16 protein-coding genes are annotated in these 19,625 nt (G+C 47.3%); 12 read left to right on the forward strand and 4 right to left on the reverse strand.

The window, feature by feature from the left end; genetic code table 11:
* Window positions 1-71 precede the first annotated feature (71 nt).
* Window positions 72-1,316 (forward strand): hypothetical protein, encoded by a 1,245-nt coding sequence (locus tag GVN20_RS03555; protein WP_166557282.1) that lies wholly within the window; start codon window positions 72-74, stop codon window positions 1,314-1,316.
* A 41-nt stretch (window positions 1,317-1,357) separates the two neighbouring features.
* Window positions 1,358-2,704, forward strand: a complete 1,347-nt coding sequence (locus tag GVN20_RS03560; protein ID WP_166556990.1) for a PhoPQ-activated pathogenicity-related family protein — start codon at window positions 1,358-1,360, stop codon at window positions 2,702-2,704.
* 106 nt (window positions 2,705-2,810) lie between these two features.
* Here the strand turns inward: GVN20_RS03560 and GVN20_RS03565 are convergent, their stop codons facing one another.
* Window positions 2,811-3,512 (reverse strand): hypothetical protein, encoded by a 702-nt coding sequence (locus tag GVN20_RS03565; RefSeq protein WP_166556991.1) that lies wholly within the window; start codon window positions 3,510-3,512, stop codon window positions 2,811-2,813.
* A gap of 174 nt (window positions 3,513-3,686) precedes the next feature.
* Here GVN20_RS03565 and GVN20_RS03570 point away from each other — a divergent pair, with 174 nt between their 5' ends.
* The 7 genes from GVN20_RS03570 (at window position 3,687) to GVN20_RS03600 (ending at window position 13,763) form a co-directional block, all read left to right on the forward strand.
* On the forward strand, window positions 3,687-4,544 hold the full coding sequence (locus tag GVN20_RS03570) for a glycerophosphodiester phosphodiesterase family protein (RefSeq protein WP_229598954.1): 858 nt from the start codon (window positions 3,687-3,689) through the stop codon (window positions 4,542-4,544).
* 129 nt (window positions 4,545-4,673) lie between these two features.
* Window positions 4,674-4,868: a hypothetical protein gene (locus GVN20_RS03575; protein WP_114067239.1), complete on the forward strand. Its 195-nt coding sequence runs from the start codon at window positions 4,674-4,676 to the stop codon at window positions 4,866-4,868.
* An 87-nt stretch (window positions 4,869-4,955) separates the two neighbouring features.
* Complete coding sequence (locus GVN20_RS03580) at window positions 4,956-6,596, forward strand: glycerophosphodiester phosphodiesterase family protein (RefSeq protein WP_166556992.1); 1,641 nt, start codon at window positions 4,956-4,958, stop codon at window positions 6,594-6,596.
* A gap of 91 nt (window positions 6,597-6,687) precedes the next feature.
* Window positions 6,688-8,457 (forward strand): metallophosphoesterase family protein, encoded by a 1,770-nt coding sequence (locus GVN20_RS03585; protein ID WP_166556993.1) that lies wholly within the window; start codon window positions 6,688-6,690, stop codon window positions 8,455-8,457.
* 81 nt (window positions 8,458-8,538) lie between these two features.
* On the forward strand, window positions 8,539-9,867 hold the full coding sequence (locus tag GVN20_RS03590) for a DEAD/DEAH box helicase (protein ID WP_166556994.1): 1,329 nt from the start codon (window positions 8,539-8,541) through the stop codon (window positions 9,865-9,867).
* Between the two features lie 172 nt (window positions 9,868-10,039).
* The gene (locus GVN20_RS03595) at window positions 10,040-12,370 is read left to right on the forward strand and encodes a c-type cytochrome (RefSeq protein ID WP_166556995.1); all 2,331 of its coding nucleotides are present in this window, start codon (window positions 10,040-10,042) and stop codon (window positions 12,368-12,370) included.
* Window positions 12,371-12,374: 4 nt separating this feature from the next.
* Complete coding sequence (locus tag GVN20_RS03600) at window positions 12,375-13,763, forward strand: mandelate racemase/muconate lactonizing enzyme family protein (RefSeq protein WP_229598955.1); 1,389 nt, start codon at window positions 12,375-12,377, stop codon at window positions 13,761-13,763.
* Window positions 13,764-13,909: 146 nt separating this feature from the next.
* On the opposite strand, the gene GVN20_RS03605 is transcribed toward GVN20_RS03600, so the two are convergent.
* The 3 genes from GVN20_RS03605 to GVN20_RS03615 all read right to left on the reverse strand — a co-directional run bounded on the left by GVN20_RS03605 (window position 13,910) and on the right by GVN20_RS03615 (window position 15,885).
* Window positions 13,910-15,019 carry an acyltransferase family protein gene (locus GVN20_RS03605; RefSeq protein ID WP_166556996.1) on the reverse strand — a complete coding sequence of 370 codons (1,110 nt, stop codon included), beginning with the start codon at window positions 15,017-15,019 and terminating at the stop codon, window positions 13,910-13,912.
* Between the two features lie 81 nt (window positions 15,020-15,100).
* Window positions 15,101-15,499: a hypothetical protein gene (locus GVN20_RS03610; protein WP_166556997.1), complete on the reverse strand. Its 399-nt coding sequence runs from the start codon at window positions 15,497-15,499 to the stop codon at window positions 15,101-15,103.
* A 47-nt stretch (window positions 15,500-15,546) separates the two neighbouring features.
* Window positions 15,547-15,885, reverse strand: a complete 339-nt coding sequence (locus tag GVN20_RS03615; RefSeq protein ID WP_114067231.1) for a hypothetical protein — start codon at window positions 15,883-15,885, stop codon at window positions 15,547-15,549.
* A gap of 244 nt (window positions 15,886-16,129) precedes the next feature.
* On the opposite strand from GVN20_RS03615, the gene GVN20_RS03620 reads away from it, so the two are divergent.
* The 3 genes from GVN20_RS03620 to GVN20_RS03630 all read left to right on the forward strand — a co-directional run bounded on the left by GVN20_RS03620 (window position 16,130) and on the right by GVN20_RS03630 (window position 19,623).
* A complete protein-coding gene (locus tag GVN20_RS03620; protein WP_166556998.1) occupies window positions 16,130-16,933 on the forward strand; it encodes a hypothetical protein in 804 nt (267 codons plus the stop codon).
* 64 nt (window positions 16,934-16,997) lie between these two features.
* Window positions 16,998-17,795 carry a class D beta-lactamase gene (locus GVN20_RS03625; RefSeq protein ID WP_166556999.1) on the forward strand — a complete coding sequence of 266 codons (798 nt, stop codon included), beginning with the start codon at window positions 16,998-17,000 and terminating at the stop codon, window positions 17,793-17,795.
* Window positions 17,796-18,003: 208 nt separating this feature from the next.
* Entirely contained in the window at window positions 18,004-19,623 is a 1,620-nt protein-coding gene (locus GVN20_RS03630) for a M28 family metallopeptidase (protein ID WP_166557000.1), read from the forward strand.
* Window positions 19,624-19,625: the final 2 nt, after the last annotated feature.

Here is a 19,625-nt window from a genome sequence, read left to right on the forward strand (position 1 = left end):
GAACAAAAAAGTGGTGGAGTATATCCACCCTTTTTTTGCCCTTTTCACAAATGAAAATAGAAAGTATTCGCATGAGAAAAATTGGTTATTTATTCCTTCTTTTATTGTTTTATAATGCTGGTGCGCAGGAGTTTAAAGCTGCCGCAGCATTGCGTGTCATTACTCCTAATCCACTCCTGCCCGTATCGGGTGGCATCGGGACGCCCAAACCAGCTACGGAGAAAAAAGGTGATTTGTTTGCCCGGGTGTTGGTGCTCGAAAAAGGAAACACCCGCGTAGCCATCGTCAGCGTAGATAATCTGGGCTGGTCGTCTATTTTGGGCAACCGTTCAAGGGCGTTAATCAAAGGCATTCCGCCCGAAAATGTTCTGATTGGCTGTACGCATACCCACAGTGGGCCAGATGCGTATGGATTTCCTGACCAAACGGGCAAAACCTCGGCCGACTTGAATTATTTGGAAGACTGCGTTAAAAAAATTGCCGATGCGGTCAATGAAGCCGTTGCCAAGTTGGAGCCAGCTACGCTGAAAGTAGCCGTGGGAGAAGCCAAGGGAAAGATTGCCTATAATTATTACGCCGCTGACTTGTATGACCCTCGTTGCGGCGTCATTCAGGCGATTTCCAAGTCGGGAAAACCCATTGCCACTTTAGTCAATTACGCCATTCACCCCGAAGTGCTTGGCTCTGGGAGGGGTATTTTAAGCCCCGACTTGTGTGGGCCATTATACGACCGCATTGAGTCTAAAGGCGGTGGCATGGCCATTTTTGTAAACGGTGCGCAGGGGGGGATGGTCACGGCCGATACCCGCCGTGAAGCCAACACCGAAGCCAATACGTGGGAAGAATGTATCCGCATCGGAGAGTTGCTCGGCGACGAAGCCCTGAGGATTGTCAGTACCGCGCCCACCGTATCAAATCCGTCGGTGTATTGCACGGCACGAACCATTGAGTTTCCCGTTGACTCCGACATGATGAAGTACATTCTCAAAAATTCGCCACTCAAACACCCCAACGCCAAACCCGACGCCGTGAGTACGCAGGTAAATCTGCTGAACATCGGGCCCGCGCAGGTTTTGACCATTCCAGGAGAGGCATTGCCCAACATCGGCTTTTACCTCAAACGACACATGAATACCAAATTGCCGTTTTTGTTTGGCCTCACCAACGACGCGTTTGGGTATATGCTCACCAAAGTAGATTTTAACAGTTTCAAACGTTACGATTATATAAGTCGCACCAGTCTCGGCGAAATGACGGGTGAAATTTACATCGAACAGGCGCTCAAGTTGGTCAAAGAAAGCCCTAAGCCAGAATAAAAAATCGTCAATAATTATTCCTCAATAATCAATTTATTGCCATGCACAAATCCCTTTTTAGTTTAGTCCTCAGTGTTTGCCTTGGTATTTGCCAACTCTTTGCACAGCAGGCCATTACCCCCGAAACAGCCCTTAAAAGTTACGTCACCAATGGAGATAAAACCTTTTCGTGGGAGTTGAAAGATTCGTTTACAGAAGGAGACGTAACGGGTTATAATTTATTGCTTACGTCCCAAACATGGCGGGGAATCGCGTGGCGGCACCAACTCACCGTTATGGTTCCTAAAGAAAACCTGCACGATGGCGCAATGCTTTTCATCACGGGGGGCTCTAACAAACAAGAACAACCCAATTGGAGCAAAAGTGACAAACTGTGGCCTTCGCTGATGGGAATCGCGGCCAAAAACAAAGCCATTGTGGTATTGCTGAAACAAGCACCCAATCAGCCTTTATACGGCAATTTGACCGAAGATGCGCTGATTTCGTACACCTTGCATAACTTCAAAAAAGACGGAGATTATTCATGGCCGTTGTTGTTTCCGATGGTGAAAAGCGCCGTAAAAGCAATGGATGCCGTGCAGGCATTTTCAAAACAAACCCTCAAACACGATGTCAATAACTTTGTGGTAACGGGCGCGTCCAAACGTGGCTGGACTACGTGGCTCTCGGCCGCCATTGATGACAAACGGGTGAAAGCCATCGGCCCGATGGTGATTGATATGCTCAATATGCCCGCTACGCTAGATTATCAGTTGAAATCCTACGGTGCATACAGCGAGCAAATCGAAGATTATGTAAAACTGGAAATCCCACAAACGGCCAATACCCCCCAAGGCAACGCCATTACGACCATGATTGACCCCTACTCGTACCGTGCGAAATTGACCGTCCCGAAGTTGATTTTTATCGGAACCAACGACGAGTACTGGACCGTTGATGCCATTAAACATTACTACGACCAGATTCCAGGCAAAAATATGATTCACTATGTGCCCAATGCTGGTCACGACTTGGGCGGAGGAAAACAGGCCTTGGAAGCATTAAGCGCGTTTTTTGGAACGACCATCAACGACCGCAATTATCCTACGCCGACGTGGAAAGTAAGCCCTAAGAAAAAAGGAGCGCAAGTTTCTATCAAAACGGACCGCAACGATTTGGTAGACGCCGTGGTGTGGACCGCTACTTCGGCGGATAAAGATTTCAGAAATGAAAAGTGGACGAGTTATAGTTTGGGCGTTTCCAATACCTCAAAAATAAAGTTGCAGGAAGCCTACGCAGGTAGCGGTTACAAAGCGTTTTACGTGGATTTAAAATACAAAGATGCCAACGGGGGCACCTACACCGTCAGTACCCGCATGTTTTTGACCGATTCAAAAGGTATATTGTAACAAAAAGCGTAACCCCATTATTGCACAAACCCCGGCTCAATGGTCGGGGTTTATGTTTGTAAAGATGGCTCGGAGGGGTTGCTCAAAAATGACTTTTAGCTCCTTTTTAAATATACACATCCTTGTAAATGAGGGTTGTGATGGGCTTGAATGTACGGAGTTTGAGGAGCGGTTTTTTGCCAATGTTGAAGCTCCGTTTTTTCTCAGGCGTATTTTTCTTGTTTTCTTCTTCCAAAAACGCCCCGCTCGTGTGCTCGGCGGCTCCTGTTGAGAGATTAAAATCATAGGTGTTGAATTGATTCGCACTCATTGACGAAAAGGTAGCTGTAGCACCAATCAAAAACCAGTCGTTGTTCTGAAAACGCCAGCGGTAGTCATAGCCCCAGCGGTCGGCGCTCCCGCCATAAAACTGCACCAACAGCGTACCCCTTTCGATGGTCAATCCCGCCAGCGGGTCGCCCATTACACCCCCTTCATTGGAAAGCAAGATGGACTCGTTGCTTTGTATGGATAAAGTATAACTACCGTTGGCCTGTCGCAGAGCAATCAGCAGAATACGAGGCTTTTGTGGATAATCTTCTTCTTTGAGATTGGGTACGTCTTTGTCGGCTTCCACCACGGCGGCAATGTCAGGGGCGTTGTCTTTGTTGAGGTCGCCTTCGGCTTTTTCCACAATGTGCCAACCTTTGGGCACAAACGATTCTATTTTTGGGCCAGTTGGGGGTAAAACTGGGTATTTGTAACGGTTTTGGGCGGAAGTTAGGTGTACAGCGAAGAGTAAAATAATGAACAGAAAAAGGCGAGCCATTGGGGAAAATATTAAGTACATAATTTATTGATGGTCAAAATTAATGAACTGGTTTGGATTGTTAATCAATCGTTTTTTTTACGGTACGCCGCCAGACAATTATCAAAATAACGGGTGCTGAAATTAGTCTTTTTCCAGAGAACAGGGGTATTACTTGATAAATAAGTAAGACTCATGAATCACAGAATTATTGTTGCTATTGTAGGTGCAGCTCTTTTTATGGGCACGGCTTCCACCATGACGCCGCGCCGCGCCAAAGAAATCAAAAAAGACTTCTTAACAACCACTTCCAATAGCGTGTTGGTGGCATCGCACCGCGCAGTTCATCATGTATACCCCGAAAACTCCATCCCCGCCGTCAAGGAAGCGATTCGACTGGGTATCGACATCATCGAAATTGACGTCAAAGTAAGCTCCGACGGTGTACCCGTGTTGATGCATGATGGTAAGATTGACCGCACCACCAACGGCAAAGGAAACCCCGAAACCATGACCTTTGCGCAGTTGCAAACCTACAATTTGGTGGTAAAGGGCGCAAAAACCGAAGAGAAAATCCCCACGTTGGAGGAGGTACTACGTTTAGCAAAAGGACGTATTTTGGTGGATTTGGATTTGAAAACTGACAAATTAGGCCCCATCATCGACGTGGTAAAGAAGACCAAAACCGAAGATATTGTCTTTTATTTCGACAGTGACTACAACGCCCTCCATTTTGTGGACAAGGTCGATAAAAAATACATGCTCATGCCCCGGGCACATTCGCAAGCCATGGCTGATTCGGCCATTACGCTCTTCAAACCCGAAGTAGTACACATTGATTTTTCGTTTTACACGCCCGAAGTGGTCAGTCTTATCAAAAAGCGTGGAGCACGCGTGTGGATTAATGCGTTGGGACCGATAGATATATTGCTCCGGACCGAAAGACGAGACGAAGCACTCGACAAATTGTTGAAACACGGGGCCAACGTTATTCAAACAGATGAGCCCGAATTGTTGTTAAAGCTATTGAAAGATAAAGGTTTACATATTTGAAGGAAGGTTGTCTATTGACAAACGACGTTTTTGTCCAATCAAATAATTGAAAACTTAAATTTAACACAGTCTGAGTAGCCTTTTATGATTGGAACAAAGTATATAGACATATAACAAGCCAAAAAAATAATGGAAACCAACCGTCCTGACTATTTGATTGGTAGGCTGATGCGCAACGAGATTTCACAAGTTGAACTCGAAGAATTTTTGGCTGGTATTGGGGAAAATGAAATGTCGCCCGCTTATTCGGAAGTGTTGGAGCGCTACTTCATGCAATTGCTTTCCGAGAACGAACACGCAAAAAGCGTGCAACAAGAAAAGTAGATTTTCTGGCTGTATCCACCCCTTTTTTAACGTAATAAACCTGTATCTTCAATAAGCGCTGGGCGTATCTCGCGACAGGATAGTTATATGACAAAATATATCTCTAAGTTTCTGCTGTTCTTAATAACAGCAACGGCATTCTTCGGAAGTTATGCCCAAATTCCTCTGCCAGTTTCTAAGCATAAGTTTGTGGTCATTGCCCACCGTGGCAACCACGTGAATGTGCCTGAAAACTCCCTTGCTTCTTACGAAGAAGCAATTAAAAGCGGGGCAGATTATGTAGAAGTCGATATCCGGACGAGCAAAGACGGGGTGTTGGTCATTCATCATGACGGAACCCTCGACCGTATGACTACCACAACGGGAGAGGTCAAAGCCAAGACATTTGCCGAACTGAGCCAACTTCAGCTCAAAAGCCCCAAAGCGGAGGATGCCACCGTTTACCGAATTCCGACTTTTCGGGAAGTGTTGAAGTTGTGCAAGAATCGGATTAATATTTATCTGGATTTTAAAGACGCCGACGTGGCCGAAACCTGGAAACAGATTCAGGAAGAAGGCATGGAAAAGCAGATTGTGGTGTACCTCAACAAAGTGCCCTACTACAAACAATGGCGGAGTATTGCCCCTCAGATGCCGCTGATGACCAGTTTGTTGGACGACATTAAGAACCCCCAACAGCTAAAGTTCTTTTTGGGCCAGGTAAAAGTAGAGGTGCTGGATAACATCTCCGAACAAGCAATGGTGCAAACCGCGCAGGAAGAAGGCGTGGCCGTTTGGCTCGATGTTCAAAGCCCTTCTGAAGGCAAAGATGCGTGGGATTCAGCGTTGAGCAAGGGGGTGCAGGGTGTCCAAACCGACCATCCCGAAGCGTTGGTCAATTACCTAAAAACCAATAATTGGCGCGATGGAGTGGCCAAAAATGCGGTCATTGTTCCCAAAAAGCCCGCGTATCAATCCCTGTTGGATGTGCCGTACGCCAAGGGCGAAGGGAAAGAAAATATGCTGGACGCCTACATCCCCGAAAATCATACGCCTGATACCAAAGTGCTAGTCTACATCCACGGCGGTTCGTGGAGTCGGGGTGATAAAAGCGAATTTCCGAAACAACTCATTGATGAATTGGTCGGTGTAAAAAAGTACATCGTGGTTTCGATGAATTATCGTTTGGTCAAAGACGGAAAAAATCTGTTTCCTGCTCAAATCGAAGACGTTAAAAAAGCCATTGCTTTTCTGTCGGCTCAATCCAAACGCTACCGATTTAACGGCAACGAATTTGCCCTCATGGGCGGCAGTGCGGGGGCGCATTTGGCCTTACTCTATGCCTACGCCCATGACCCCAACAAACAAGTAAAAACTGTATTGAACCTCTGGGGGCCTACCGACCTGACCGACAAGTCTGTGCGGGCTGATGGCAGTGATGCCAACAATACCGTTATTCGGTTTTTGGGCGAGGCCGACCCTAAAGCACAAATTTGTGTAGATGCCAGCCCGCTGCTACACCTCACCAAAGAAAGCGGTGTGCCCACCATTTCATTCCACGGGGTAGAAGACCCTTTGGTGCACGTAAGTCAGGCCGAAAATCTACACAAAAAACTTCAATCCTTAGGAATCCTGACCCAATTGGAACTGTACCCCCACGAAAAACACGGCATGAGCGCTTCGGCGGCGGTGGATGTTTTTGGAAAAATGGTCCAGTGGCTCGAAAAACAATATCCTGTTGTTAAATAAACATAATCTATTCAAACTCCCATCAAGCCGCTATGGAGCAAAGTAATGGATGCGCTTAAATGCTTTGCTCCTTGGCGTGAATCAACCCACCATGAAACTTACTGCTTTTTCCACCTCAATCTTCTTGAGTGCTTTCTTGATTTTTGGCACCGCCGCCACTACCGATTCCACGGTTCATAAAGTGATGGACAATGTGGTCACGCGGTTGTATCAAAAACTGACACCTGTCCAACTTGACACCATTTCGGAAGCCTACATTCTGCCTTTTTTAACGAACGAAGAAAAACAGACCCTCGCTACTCGTTACTGGACGTTTGACGTAAATGTACCCGTGGTCGTATCTCTCATGCGCGACCAAGCCCAGAAAGTGCCGCCGTTTTGGTTGGCAAAAAGTGGGTTTCAAAAAACAGGTATGCTGGTAAAAAATGAAGAATATACCTACGAAGTCTGGCAAAAGAAATTTTCTAAAGGTAAAGTGGAGTTGGGAATAAACGGGTTTGACAAGCACCGCCCCGTGTTTTTTGTGGGCGTAGGGCCGCAGAAAAAAAGCGATAAACTGACTATCTCAAACGTTTTTCCCGCCAACCAACACATCGAAGATTTTAAAGTTGGGGCCTTTACGTACCATGATTGGGACGAACTCAGGCTTACGGAAGTGCCGCCCGCATTGCAGGGGCAACAATTGTTGACCACCATTCGTGGGCGCGCCCGGGAAGCTCATTTGGTGAAAGCCTTCCGTCAGACCGACTATCCCGCCGGCAACAAACCCGATCAGTTGCTGCTTTCGTGGAGTGCCGACCCTTCTAACACCATTGATGTGCAGTGGCGTACGCAGGCGGCGGTTAAAGCAGGAAAAGTACAATACTGGAAAAAAAACTCGACCGATACGCTGACCGCCAACGCATTGCCGTTTCAGATGGAAGACCGCCTGCTGCGCAACGACCGTTATATTCAGCGTTTTACGGCCAAACTAACCCAACTTGCGCCTGCCACCGCGTATGCGTATCGGGTGGGTTCTGCGAGTACGGGTTGGTCAGAAGTGGCTGATTTTAGGACCGAAGCGGCCCAGCCAGAGGCGTTTTCGTTTGTGTGGTTTGGCGATACGCACAAATCGCCCGATTGGGGGCGAATGGCCCGTCAAACGCTCGAACGTCACCCCGAAATTTCCTTTTATTCGGTCATCGGCGACTTGGTCAGTACGGGCCTTGACCGCAATGAGTGGGATGAGTTTTTTCATCATTCGGGAAAGATTTTTAGTCAAAAACCCTTTATGCCTATTCCTGGCAACCACGACAGTCAGGATGGGCTGGGCGCGGCGATGTACCAAAACCTGTTTAGCTTGCCTGCCAATGGGCCTGACAAGGTGCCTTCTGAGCGAACCTACGCTTTTCATTACCAAAATGCCTTGTTTATCATGCTCGATGGCACGTCACCCATTGATGCGCAAACGGCTTGGATTGAAAAGCAGCTTTCGCAAACCAAAGCCCAGTGGAAGTTTGTGATGCTGCACTTCCCGCCCTATAATTTTGAAGAAGATTATGCGCAAATTCGCAAAGAATGGGGTGTGCTGTTTGACCGTTATCACGTTGATATGGTCATGAGTGGGCACGTGCATTACTACATGCGTAGCAAACCCATGTATGCCGAAAAACCTGTTGATTCTCCCGCCAAAGGCACGATTTATACCATTTCTATCAGTATTCCGAGCCAACACAAAAACTGGCCTGAAGAGCCCTACGCGGCGACGCGTTTTCAGAGTGGACCCGTGTACCAGCACATCCGTATCGACAAAAACAAATTGAGCCTGCGCTGTCTCGACGAGTTTGGAAAAGTGAAGGATGAATTTACGATTGAGAAATAAAAAGGCCACCCTGATTTAGGTTCATTCATGTAAAATTCGCTGAATCCCTGTACCTTTAGTCTTTATTTTAACGAATTAGGTATGACTTTCGACGAATTAAATCTCAATAAACCACTGCTCAATGCCCTCAATGACCTAGGCTTTACGACGCCTACGGCCATTCAGCAAAAAGTATTTTCGGTGGTGATGTCGGGGCAAGACGTGTACGGGATTGCACAAACGGGTACGGGAAAAACCTTGGCGTATCTGTTGCCTTGCCTTCGGCAATTTCAGTTTTCCAAAGAAAAAAATCCGCAGGTAGTTATTTTGGTGCCCACCCGAGAACTGGTGGTGCAGGTGGTGGAGTCGGTCAAGAAACTTACCCCTTACATGAGCGTAGTTACGGTGGGCGTGTACGGAGGCGTAAACATGAAGCCGCAAGTGGCGGAGGTCTCGCAGGGCGTAGATGTGTTGGTGGCAACGCCCGGGCGCTTGGTGGATATGTTGTCGAGCGGGGTGATCAAGCCCAAAGCCGTGAAAAAACTGGTGCTGGATGAGGCCGACGAAATGCTCAATCTGGGCTTTCGAGCGCAGTTGAAACTCATCTTGGATACCTTGCCCGAAAAACGCCAAAACCTTTTGTTTTCGGCCACCATCACCGACGAAGTGGAGCAGTTGATGCAGGAATATTTTCACCATCCCGTCAAAGTGGAGGCCACCCCAGCAGGTACGCCGTTGGAAAATATCTACCAAATGGCCTATCAAGTGCCCAATTTCTACACAAAAGTAAATCTGCTAGAATTGCTTCTTGGCCACGACCCCGACATGGTCAAAGTGCTGGTTTTTGCGGCGACTAAGACCTTGGCCAATCAATTGTTTGAACAACTGGAAAAGCAATTTGGCGATACGGTGAGCGTGATTCACTCCAACAAAGCCCAAATGCAGCGTTTTGAGGCCGTTAATCGCTTTCAGAGCGGGGCTTGTCGCGTACTCATTGCCACCGACGTCATTGCGCGCGGATTGGATGTCTCGGAAGTTTCGCACGTTATTAACTTTGATTTGCCGGAACTTCCCGAAACCTACATCCACCGCATCGGACGTACGGGCCGGGTGGATAAAAAAGGCATCGCCATCAGTTTTATCATGGAAAAAGAAAAGGAGCAGCAGGAAGCCATCGAAGCCCTCATGAAGCAGCCGATTCCGATGCGTCCGTTGCCCAAATTACTCGAAATTTCGGACGAGCTGACCCCCGAAGAAAGAGATACAGGGTACACGAAAATCATCAGCGTAAAAATTGTCAAAAGCGATACCTTCGGTGGTGCTTTTCACGAAAAGACCGAAAAGAACCAAAAGGTAAACGTGCGCCGCAATCACGCCAAAGAAATGATGAAAAAGTACGGCAAGCCGATTCGAAAAACCCGAAAATCATAACCCATTTATTGCCGAGGGTGGTGAGAACACCGCCCTCTTTTTTTGTCATTGGGAAGCAGAACCGTATAGTCTGTCCATCTCTCTTAAATCCATACCTTAACGTAAGGAGTAAATAAGCGCCAAACATACCTTCTTAACCAAGAAAAAGACTTCAATCTACGGGTGGAAGGTTATGACGATACGGTTACAAAATTTGGCTTTATTGGCGGCTACGGTGTTTGTTTTTGCCGCAAATTATCCTTCCCCAAAAGAAGACATTCAGCGGCCGTGGGAGGTATGGGCCATTCGCTCGGTGCTCGACAAAAAGCCCCGCATGCTGACCTTGGCGTTGGATAAGGAATGCTACGCCGCGTACGACCTGGTCAAAGGTAAACTGTACAAAGTGTGGAAAGGCGGGATTACGCTGGAAGGGGCGGCTTATACCAACAAAAAAGACATTCAGCCAGGCTCATGGGGCACCGCCTACATGTGCGACAGCCTGCCCGCGTCGCCGTGGCATGTTAGCATCCGTGGGAATGACGAGCCTGCCCGCGTACTGTACAAAGGTTATGCCTTCAAAAACCAACAGATTTATCTGCATTTTGCGTTAGTGCTCTCTTCCAAAGACACCGTTCTGGTGACGGAGCGCCCCGAATTTGTACGCAATACGGCTGGAAAGCCTGGACTGGAAAGAATGATTACTACATCAAAGGTTCCGGAAGGAGTGGCTGTTTCTTTACAAACATTCGAGGGAATAAGGGCGTTGCCTTCTAACAAAACAACTTACCTAGCCACTTATTTTGACCCGTTGCCAGAGCAGTTTCCGCCGCCACCTACCCCCAAAGCCGTTCATCCGGGACGGGCGCTGATGGACAAAAGCGACTGTTTTGTGTGTCATAAAGTCGACGAAAACGAAGTGGGGCCGGCGTTTCAGCGCGTGGCGCAACGCTATCCTAACAACAAGAAATCGGTGGATTTGTTGGTAAATAAAATTAGGGAAGGCGGCACGGGAGTTTGGGGTACTGGGGTGATGAATTCGCACGCTTTGCTGACCGAACCGGAACTGACGGCCATGGTCAGTTATATTTTTACCCTTAAACCCAAAGAAATTGTTGTCCAAAAGCCGGTGGGCCAACCCAAAAAAGAACAGGTGGTGCAACGAATAAACTCTCCCGGTTTTGGGGCACCGTTGGAGAAAGTACACCCAAGTTATGATCTGCAAACGCTGCACACCAAAAACTTCAAACCCCGGGTGGGGGCGTTGGCGTTCAAACCCGACGGGCGGCTTTTGGTCACTACGTGGGACGAAGTAGGCGGCGTGTACCTGCTGGACAATGTCACGACGGGAGATACCAACAAAATCACCGTCAAACGCATTGCTTCCGGACTAGCTGAACCGCTTGGTATTGAGGTGGTCAACGGGGAAATCTACGTCTTACAAAAACACGAATTAACGAAACTGATTGATACCGATGGCGACGAAATTATTGATGAATACCGCGTAGTGTGCAACAGTTGGGGCGTTACTGCCGATTTTCACGAATTTGCTTTTGGATTGGTCTACAAAGAGGGGTATTTCTACGTGACTCTCTCGATGGCGATGCGCCTCAAACCCGACGAAAAGCAATTGCCCGACCGAGGCCGCACCATCAAAATAGCCCCAAATGGTAGTTTTGAGTCCGTCAATTACGGCCTGCGTACGCCCAATGGTATCGGGTTAGGGGTTGATAATGAGTTGTTTGTAACGGATAATCAAGGGCAATGGCTGCCTGGTAATAAATTCATTCACGTCAAAAAAGGAGAATTCAACGGCATGGCGTGGGGCTGGCTCAGTGACGAACCTGCTCCTCGAATGGTGCCGCCCGCGATTTGGCTGCCCGAAGATGAGATCGGAAATTCTCCCTCCGAGCCCGTTTTGATAAAAGAGGGCCCCTACAAAGGTCAAATGCTGCACGGCGACGTGACCCACGGCGGTATTCAACGTGATTTTTTGGAAAAGATAAACGGTGAATACCAAGGCGCTGTCTTTCGGTTCTCGCAGGGATTTGAAGCGGGCGTCAATCGGCTGCGCTGGGGGCCAGATGGCGCGTTGTATGTGGGAGAAGTAGGTATGGCAGGCGGCGGCTGGAGTTGGAAAGACCGCGTACAGGGGTTACAAAAAATAAAATACAACGGCAAAAGTACCTTTGAAATGCTGGCCGTGCGCGCAAAGCCCCAGGGCTTTGAAATTGAATTTACGGAGCCACTCAAAGAAGGACAAAAGCTGCGCCCCGCTGATATTTTAATCCATCAATGGTGGTATCTGCCGACCAAAAACTACGGCGGCCCCAAAATGGACCTGACCGCGATGAATGTAGAGAAACTCAGTATTTCGGAAGATAGAACGCGGGTTTTTCTCGAAATTCCGAATCTAAAGAAAGAGCACGTCGTTTACTTTCGCTTGCCAGATACGCTCAAAAGCCATGGCGGACAATCGCTTTGGTCGTCGGAAGCGTGGTATACTTTAAACAATATTCCGAACTAATTTTATGGACTTTTTCAAAAATCAATTCCTTAATCGGCGAGAATTTATGAAGTATACGGGCAGCGTGGCGGCATTGGGTTTGGCGGAACCAACTTTTGCCGAAACCCGCGAAAAATTGATAAAAATCAAAAACGTTGATGCCAATTTTGAACGCGAGCCGCTCAATGCCTACCGTTTTAAGGGCGGCGCCATCACCGATAGTTGGCAGGCCGTGGCCATGATAGAATCCGAGTCGGGGGTTCGGAAGATCGGTTTGGGCACACAGGGCGTGCTGTGGTCGGATGCGCGGGTGGCGGCGGGCCATTCCGAAAGCGCCGGCAATGCCCTCATGTACGCCATGAGCGAACGCGCACTGCAGATCATCAAAGGCACTTCTTTTACCAATCCTGTCGATTTGATGGAGCAGGTTTTGCCCGAAGTGCTGGACTACGGCAAAAAAATCACGGGCGTGGCAGATTTGCGCAAAACCTTCGCCCTCAATGCGTTGGTATGTGTGGACAATGCAGCGTGGTTGCTGTACGCCCACGAGAACAACATGAAAACCTTTGATGAAATGATTCCGACGGCGTATCGGCCAGGGCTGTCGTATCGGCACGAAAAGGTGGCGAGCATTCCTTCGTTTAGCGTCGGGACCACCACGGAGCGCATCAAAACCGCCGCTGATGAAGGCTATTTTATCCTCAAACTCAAAACGGGGGCGGCGGGTACGCAGAAAGAAATGCTGGAAAAAGACCTTGAATTTTTGACCGCACTGCACAAGACCATCGGGCATTATGAAACGCCCTACACAAAAAGCGGCAAAATTCCGTACTATTTTGACGCCAACGGCCGCTACGAGCACAAAGACACCCTACTGCGGTTTTTGGACCATGCTAAAAAAATCGGTGCATTTGACCAAATTGCCGTGGTCGAAGAGCCATTTGCCGAAAACAATGAGGTCTATGTAGGAGATTTTGGGGTACGCATTGCTGCCGACGAAAGCGCCCACACCGTCGAAGATGCCGCTCGGCGCATTGAGCAGGGTTATTCGGCCATTGCGGTTAAGGCCATCGCCAAAACCCTGAGCATGACCATGAAGATTGCGCAGCTTGCCTACGAAAAAAACATCCCCTGCTTCTGTGCCGACCTGACGGTAAGCCCGATTCTGGTGGATTGGAACAAATCCGTGGCGGCGCGGCTGCCGCCGTTTCCCAATATGTCGATTGGCTTACAGGAAACCAACGGACATCAATACTACAAAAACTGGGACCGACTCATGAGTTATCACCCCAAAGCCAGCGGCACTTGGACAAAAACGGTGAAGGGTGTCTACCCAACCGACGCGTCGTTCTACGCCCAGAGCGCGGGCATTTTTGAGCCTTCCGCGCATTATGAAGGGTTATTTCCGAGATAGATAAACTTTATCTTAAGTATCAAGGCACAATAAATTTAAGATTTACGCTAAGGCGCAAAGCTGCAAAGTGTTTATTATCAATAACCTATTCCCTTTGCCACTTTGCGTCTCTGCGTGATTAAAATTGTTTTAGTACTTAATACGCGTTACACTTTTACAAAAATCTTGTGGCGATACATCACGTACAGCACTAGCCACACCAAAATCAGACCGCCTAGGGCGTTGAATACTTCATGCCATTTTTCGGGCGCGTGGCCGTACAATCCCGCAAAAAGCAGCCGCGACGATTCTCCGAAGTTGACGAAGCGGCAGGCCATGTAAATCACCAACGAGTTCATGCCAATAACTTTGAAGAAAAAGGCCCATTTGGTAAATTTTAACACGTCCATTACTCCATAAAAAAGAGCGACCAACAGACAAGCCATGCCTGCTGTCAGTAGAATAAACGAGCTAGACCACAGGTGTTTATTAAGTGGAAAAACCGTAGCCCACGCCAAACCCGCCGCGATGCCGATGGCACCCATGCCAATAAGCCGAATCAATTTGATGTTGGCGGTGGTTTTGTCCAATAGTACTTTTCCCGCCAAACTGCCAAAAATAGTTAGGCAGGTAGCCGAGAGTTGGGTGGTCATGGCTAGCTCATCATAGGTGGTTTGCTTGAGGCGTCCGGGCATGAAAGAGCGGTCAATCCACCCCACCAAATTGCCCTCAAAGGTAAGGTCGCCACCGCCGTAATCGCCAACCGAAATCAGCATCAATGCTGCATAATATAGCCCAAGAATGGCGAATGCGACGATAAGGTGTGTTTTCCAGCCAGTGTTAAGGTACAAAATAGCTACCAAAAAAGTGGCAATTCCGATGCGCCCGAGCACGGTTCCGTAGCGAATATGGGCGGGGTCAAAAAAATCAACGGGGGCATTTTTGTCTAATATTCCCAGAAAAAACAAAATGAGCATTCGCTTAAATACCTTTTCCAAGAGTTTGGATTGGGGAATGCCTTTGGCGACGCCGTTTTTGAGACTGATGGAAAGGGACACGCCCGCCATGAACAAAAACAGCGGAAAGATAAAATCGTAGAAGGTGAATCCGTCCCAATCGGGGTGGTGAAATTGCGCCGCAAGACCGTTCAAAAGGGTACTGTCGGTTTTGCCACCCATCAAAGAAAGAAAGGCACCGCCGCCAGAAATCATAAGCATATCAAAGCCGCGTAGAGCATCGAGTGAGGCTAGGCGGCTTGAAGAAGAAGCTGAATTCATGTGTCAGGTTGTAGGTTTAGGTATCTACATCCTATAACTCCGTTTGCGGCTTTTTTTACTATTGATTACCACCCAAATCTGCTACATTTCTCTAATTTCTTTGTCTTTGACGGTCATTTCCCAATCGCCGAAACTGCCGTATAGTACGAAAGAGCCAAAGCGAAATTTGTCCACAATTTCGGTGCCTTTCGACACGCTGTCGTAGAAATCTTTATCGACGGGAAGCTCAAAATCAATGGCATTCACGGCGTTTTTGATGTGTTTTTTGATACTGAGCGAAAAATTTGCCTGCTTCAACCGAATTTTGAGAATGTACCGTACTTTCTTGGCCGACTGAAGAGCGTTCAGTTTTTGCAACTGCGCTTTTAGGTCAAGATTTTCATTTTGCAGGCGTTCCAGTTCGGCGGCATCACCGCCGCAAGAAAACAGAAAAAGAACTGATAGAAAGAAAGATAACAGCGAAATGGAGGTGCGTTTCATGGTTGTTTTTGGTTCAAAGTTAAATATATCAAAAGCTTAATTGGGGTTTAAAGAATAGAAACGACAATAATGGCCAATGCCAATAAAAGCTGAATGGCGACTTTTAGGGTGAAGGTTTGCCCAAAATGAATCGGGTAGAGGAAAGAACCCACAAAAACGCCCGTTACGAAAAACAAAAACCGATTAGACCACATGGAGCCGTTAAAGCCTTTGACGCCGTACTCAGAGGCTTTGATCCACAGCCACGTACAGGCAATCGCCAGCAAATAAGGATAAATAGAGGAAATCCATTTGGGAGATTTGAACTGCCAATACATGATATACCAATGGCCAAAAGAGCCTAGAAGAAACAGGAAGGTAGCAATCAAAATCTTGGTTAAATTCATAACAGATAGCAATTAGGGGTTTAAGATAAAAAATGATGCTGAAAAGGTGTTAATGTGCGTTGGCTATTCACTGCAAAATTAGTGTTTTCGTTTGAGCGCATCGTTGTACAGAATAGCTACCTTTTTCGACATTTCAGCGGTTATTTCTCACAATTCAAGAGAGATGGTTGCGTAATTTAATGATAAATAAAGCAGTTTTGGGTCAGAATTCAGTATCCGTTTTATTAGAAACAGCCACTTTTTTATGAAAACACACTTGTTAAAAATGACGACATGGGTCGTTGCGGTAGCGTTGATAATGACTGCCTGCAAAAACAATGATGACCTTCCCAAGCCTCCCGACGAAACCGAAACGAATACCTTGAAATTGCGCAAGGCGAGCGCTTCAGAGATTGATTATCAGTTATTTGATTACGACAGCATTGGGCGCATTACCCGACACGTTTCACAATGGCAGTATGTTCAATCAGACCCGAGTCAAATCAAACGCATCGAAAACAAATTTGAGTACAACACTGCTGGACAGCTCACTACGGTGCGCTCGCAGGGCAGCGACCACCGCTATTTTTACACAAATGGTACGTTGGAACGGGTCGAAAGCCGAGCCTCTAATCGCCTGATTTCCACTACATACTTTCTTTTTGATGCCAAAGGCCGCGTCAGTGAGCGGGAGGAGGTTGTCCCCGATGACCGTCAAATGTCGGATGCACCCGCCAAAACCAAATGGAAGTACACCTACGATGCCAAAGGCAATTGCGTACATGTAGACTATTTTCTCTTTATGGAAGGCAAATATTCTTTGTACGAAACGCTCGATTACAGTGAGTTTGACAGCGCGTCCAACCCCTTCGATCAACTATCGTTTTTTCCGTACGTACCTTGGGTAAAATTTCAAGTAAATAACCCCGGAAAACAAATCAGCACGGCGGCTTCGACGGGTCTCAAACAATCGACTACGTTCCGCTACCAATACGACGCCAAAGGGATTCCTACCCAGCGCACCATCAACCAAGGAGGCGCGGAGTGGACGTTGAAATTGGAGTATTGATTCAGTATGATTTTAAGTTTTTTGCCTCCTTCAAAAAAGAAAAATGTTAATTAAATGCACTTATATGCGACTAATCACTTTGTTTTTTGCTATTCTGTACTCATTTTCAACCGTAGCGCAGATTGATTTCGTTAAGCCATTCAAAGAATGTAACGTGAGTGGTAGTAGCACAATATATGATTACAAAAACCAAAAATGGATGGTTAGTGATAGTTCGGACGCAAAAATAACGACGCAGCCTGCTTCCACATTTAAGGTGATAAATCTGCTTATTGCGTTGGAAACGGGTGTTATCAAGGATGAAAATGAAATCGTAAAATGGGTCGGAGAAACCGACACCGTTTTGTATGGGTATCGGCCAGATATTTATAAAGACCTCACTGTAAAAGAGGCTTTCGAAGTGTCGGCTGGGTGGGTCTTTATTGAGTTGGCAAAAAAAGTGGGCAGAGAAAAATACGCCCATTATCTAACACTTTGTGGGTACGGCAACTCAAATCTTACGGAAAAAGGTGATGATTTCTGGAATTTTGGCGCATTCGGTATCTCTCCCTTAAATCAGGTTCAATTTCTGATTAAAGTCTATGAGAGTAAACTCCCTTTTTCAGCAAGAAACCTTGAAATCTTAAAAAACGTGATGATTACTGAAAAAAACAACAAATATACCCTTAGGTCAAAGACAGGGTGGACACGAGTTGACGGTAATAATATTGGTTGGTGGGTGGGGTATGTTGAGCGTAACGACAATGTTTATTTTTTTGCTACTCGTTTGATCAGAAAACGTACCATTGTAAATACTGATTTTGGACAATGCCGAAAATCGATAACGAGGAGTATCTTACAACAGTTGAAAGCAATTGAATAAGAAAAAAGGCAAACCTATGAATGGATAAAACGGTGGCTTCGTATTGAGTCTACGTTTTTTTGCCTCCGCTTGTCACCTTCTGTGTGACGAGAGGAGGCTTTTTTTGTGGTGAATGAAAAAAATGATTTGGGGAGATACGTTTTTCGTTCTTGAATTTATGGAGCCTATCTTCCTATCTTTGGTGATTCACTGACCCCGTAATCATCTCATGAACAAATTGATTTTTTTCTGTCTCCTCCTGAGCAGTGTCTTTTTGGTAAGCCACACCGCCGACGATGCGCTCATCGACGGCAAGGCATTTGCAAAGCATATTCAAGTACTAGCTTCCGACGCCTTTGAAGGCCGCAAGCCGTTCAGCGTTGGTGAAACCAAAACCATCAATTACTTAAAAACCGAATTTGAAAAATTAGGCCTGAAACCCGGCAATGGCAAAAGCTATTTTCAGGAGGTGCCTATGGTGGATATTTTGTCCAAACCCGCTGGTCCGCTGGTCATGAAAGGTAAAAGCGGGGAGATTTCCCTCAACTACCTTACGGATTTTGTGGCCGCTACGCGCCGCGTGCAAGACCAAGTAAAGGTCGAAAACTCCGAAATGGTGTTTGCGGGTTATGGCATTGTGGCGCCCGAATACGGTTGGAACGACTACGCTGGGCTGGACGTCAAAGGTAAAACCGTATTGGTATTGGTCAACGATCCGGGGATTGTAGACGATAACCTGTTTAAAGGAAACACCATGACCTATTATGGTCGGTGGACGTACAAATTTGAAGAGGCAGCTCGCCAAGGCGCTGCTGGAGTGCTCATCATTCACGATACGGGCCCGGCGAGTTATGGCTGGTCGGTGGTGCGAAGCGGCTGGTCAAAATCTAAACTGTACCTCCAAGCTGCTGACGACAATCGCTCACGGGCCGCGATGGAAGGGTGGATTACGCTAGAATCGGCCAAAAAACTCTTTCAGCTCGCAGGGATTAAGCCCGATGTAATGCACGAAGCCAGCAAAAAAGGGTTTAAACCAGTGCCGCTTGGTGTAACAACTTCGTTGACCATCAACAATGAAACCAAAAAATCTACTTCTCACAACGTGATGGCGGTGCTGCCAGGAACAACCCGCGCCAACGAGTACGTGGTGTACACTGCCCACTGGGACCACCTCGGCAAGGGCGAGCCAATCAACGGGGATTCTATTTATAACGGAGCCGCCGATGACGCCTCAGGTACGGCGGCGGTATTGGAAATAGCGACGGCTTTTACTAAACTCAAAAAGAAACCCGCCCGCTCGATTGTGTTTATGGTCGTAACGGCCGAAGAGCAGGGTTTGTTGGGGTCAGAATATTATTGTACGCATCCCATCTTTCCGCTTGACAAAACCGTGGCCGACATCAACATGGACGTTTTGCAGCCTTTTGGACGCACCAAAGACGTGATTGTGGTCGGAAAAGGGCAGTCAGATTTGGACGATTACATTGAGGCGGCGGCTAAAAAGCAAGACCGATTCACGCGGGGTGAGCCCAATCCGTCGGGAGGGTGGTACTTTCGTTCCGACCATTTTAATTTTGCCAAAGTAGGCGTACCGTCGTTGTACATCGAAAACGGCGTGATTTCCCGTCAACACGGTGAAGACTGGGGCAAAGCCCAAAAAGAGCAGTTTAATCTCTACCGCTACCACATGCCCACCGATGAGTATGACGGAAAATGGGATTTGACGGGTATTGTCGAAGACATGAAACTGCTGTACGAAGTGGGGCACCGAATCAGCAACGAAAGCACTTTTCCAGGATGGAAAAAGGGCTCTGAATTCAAGGCAGCTCGCGATAAAATGATGAAATGATC

The sequence above is a fragment of the Runella sp. CRIBMP genome, assembly GCF_009905605.1.
Lineage (GTDB): Bacteria > Bacteroidota > Bacteroidia > Cytophagales > Spirosomataceae > Runella.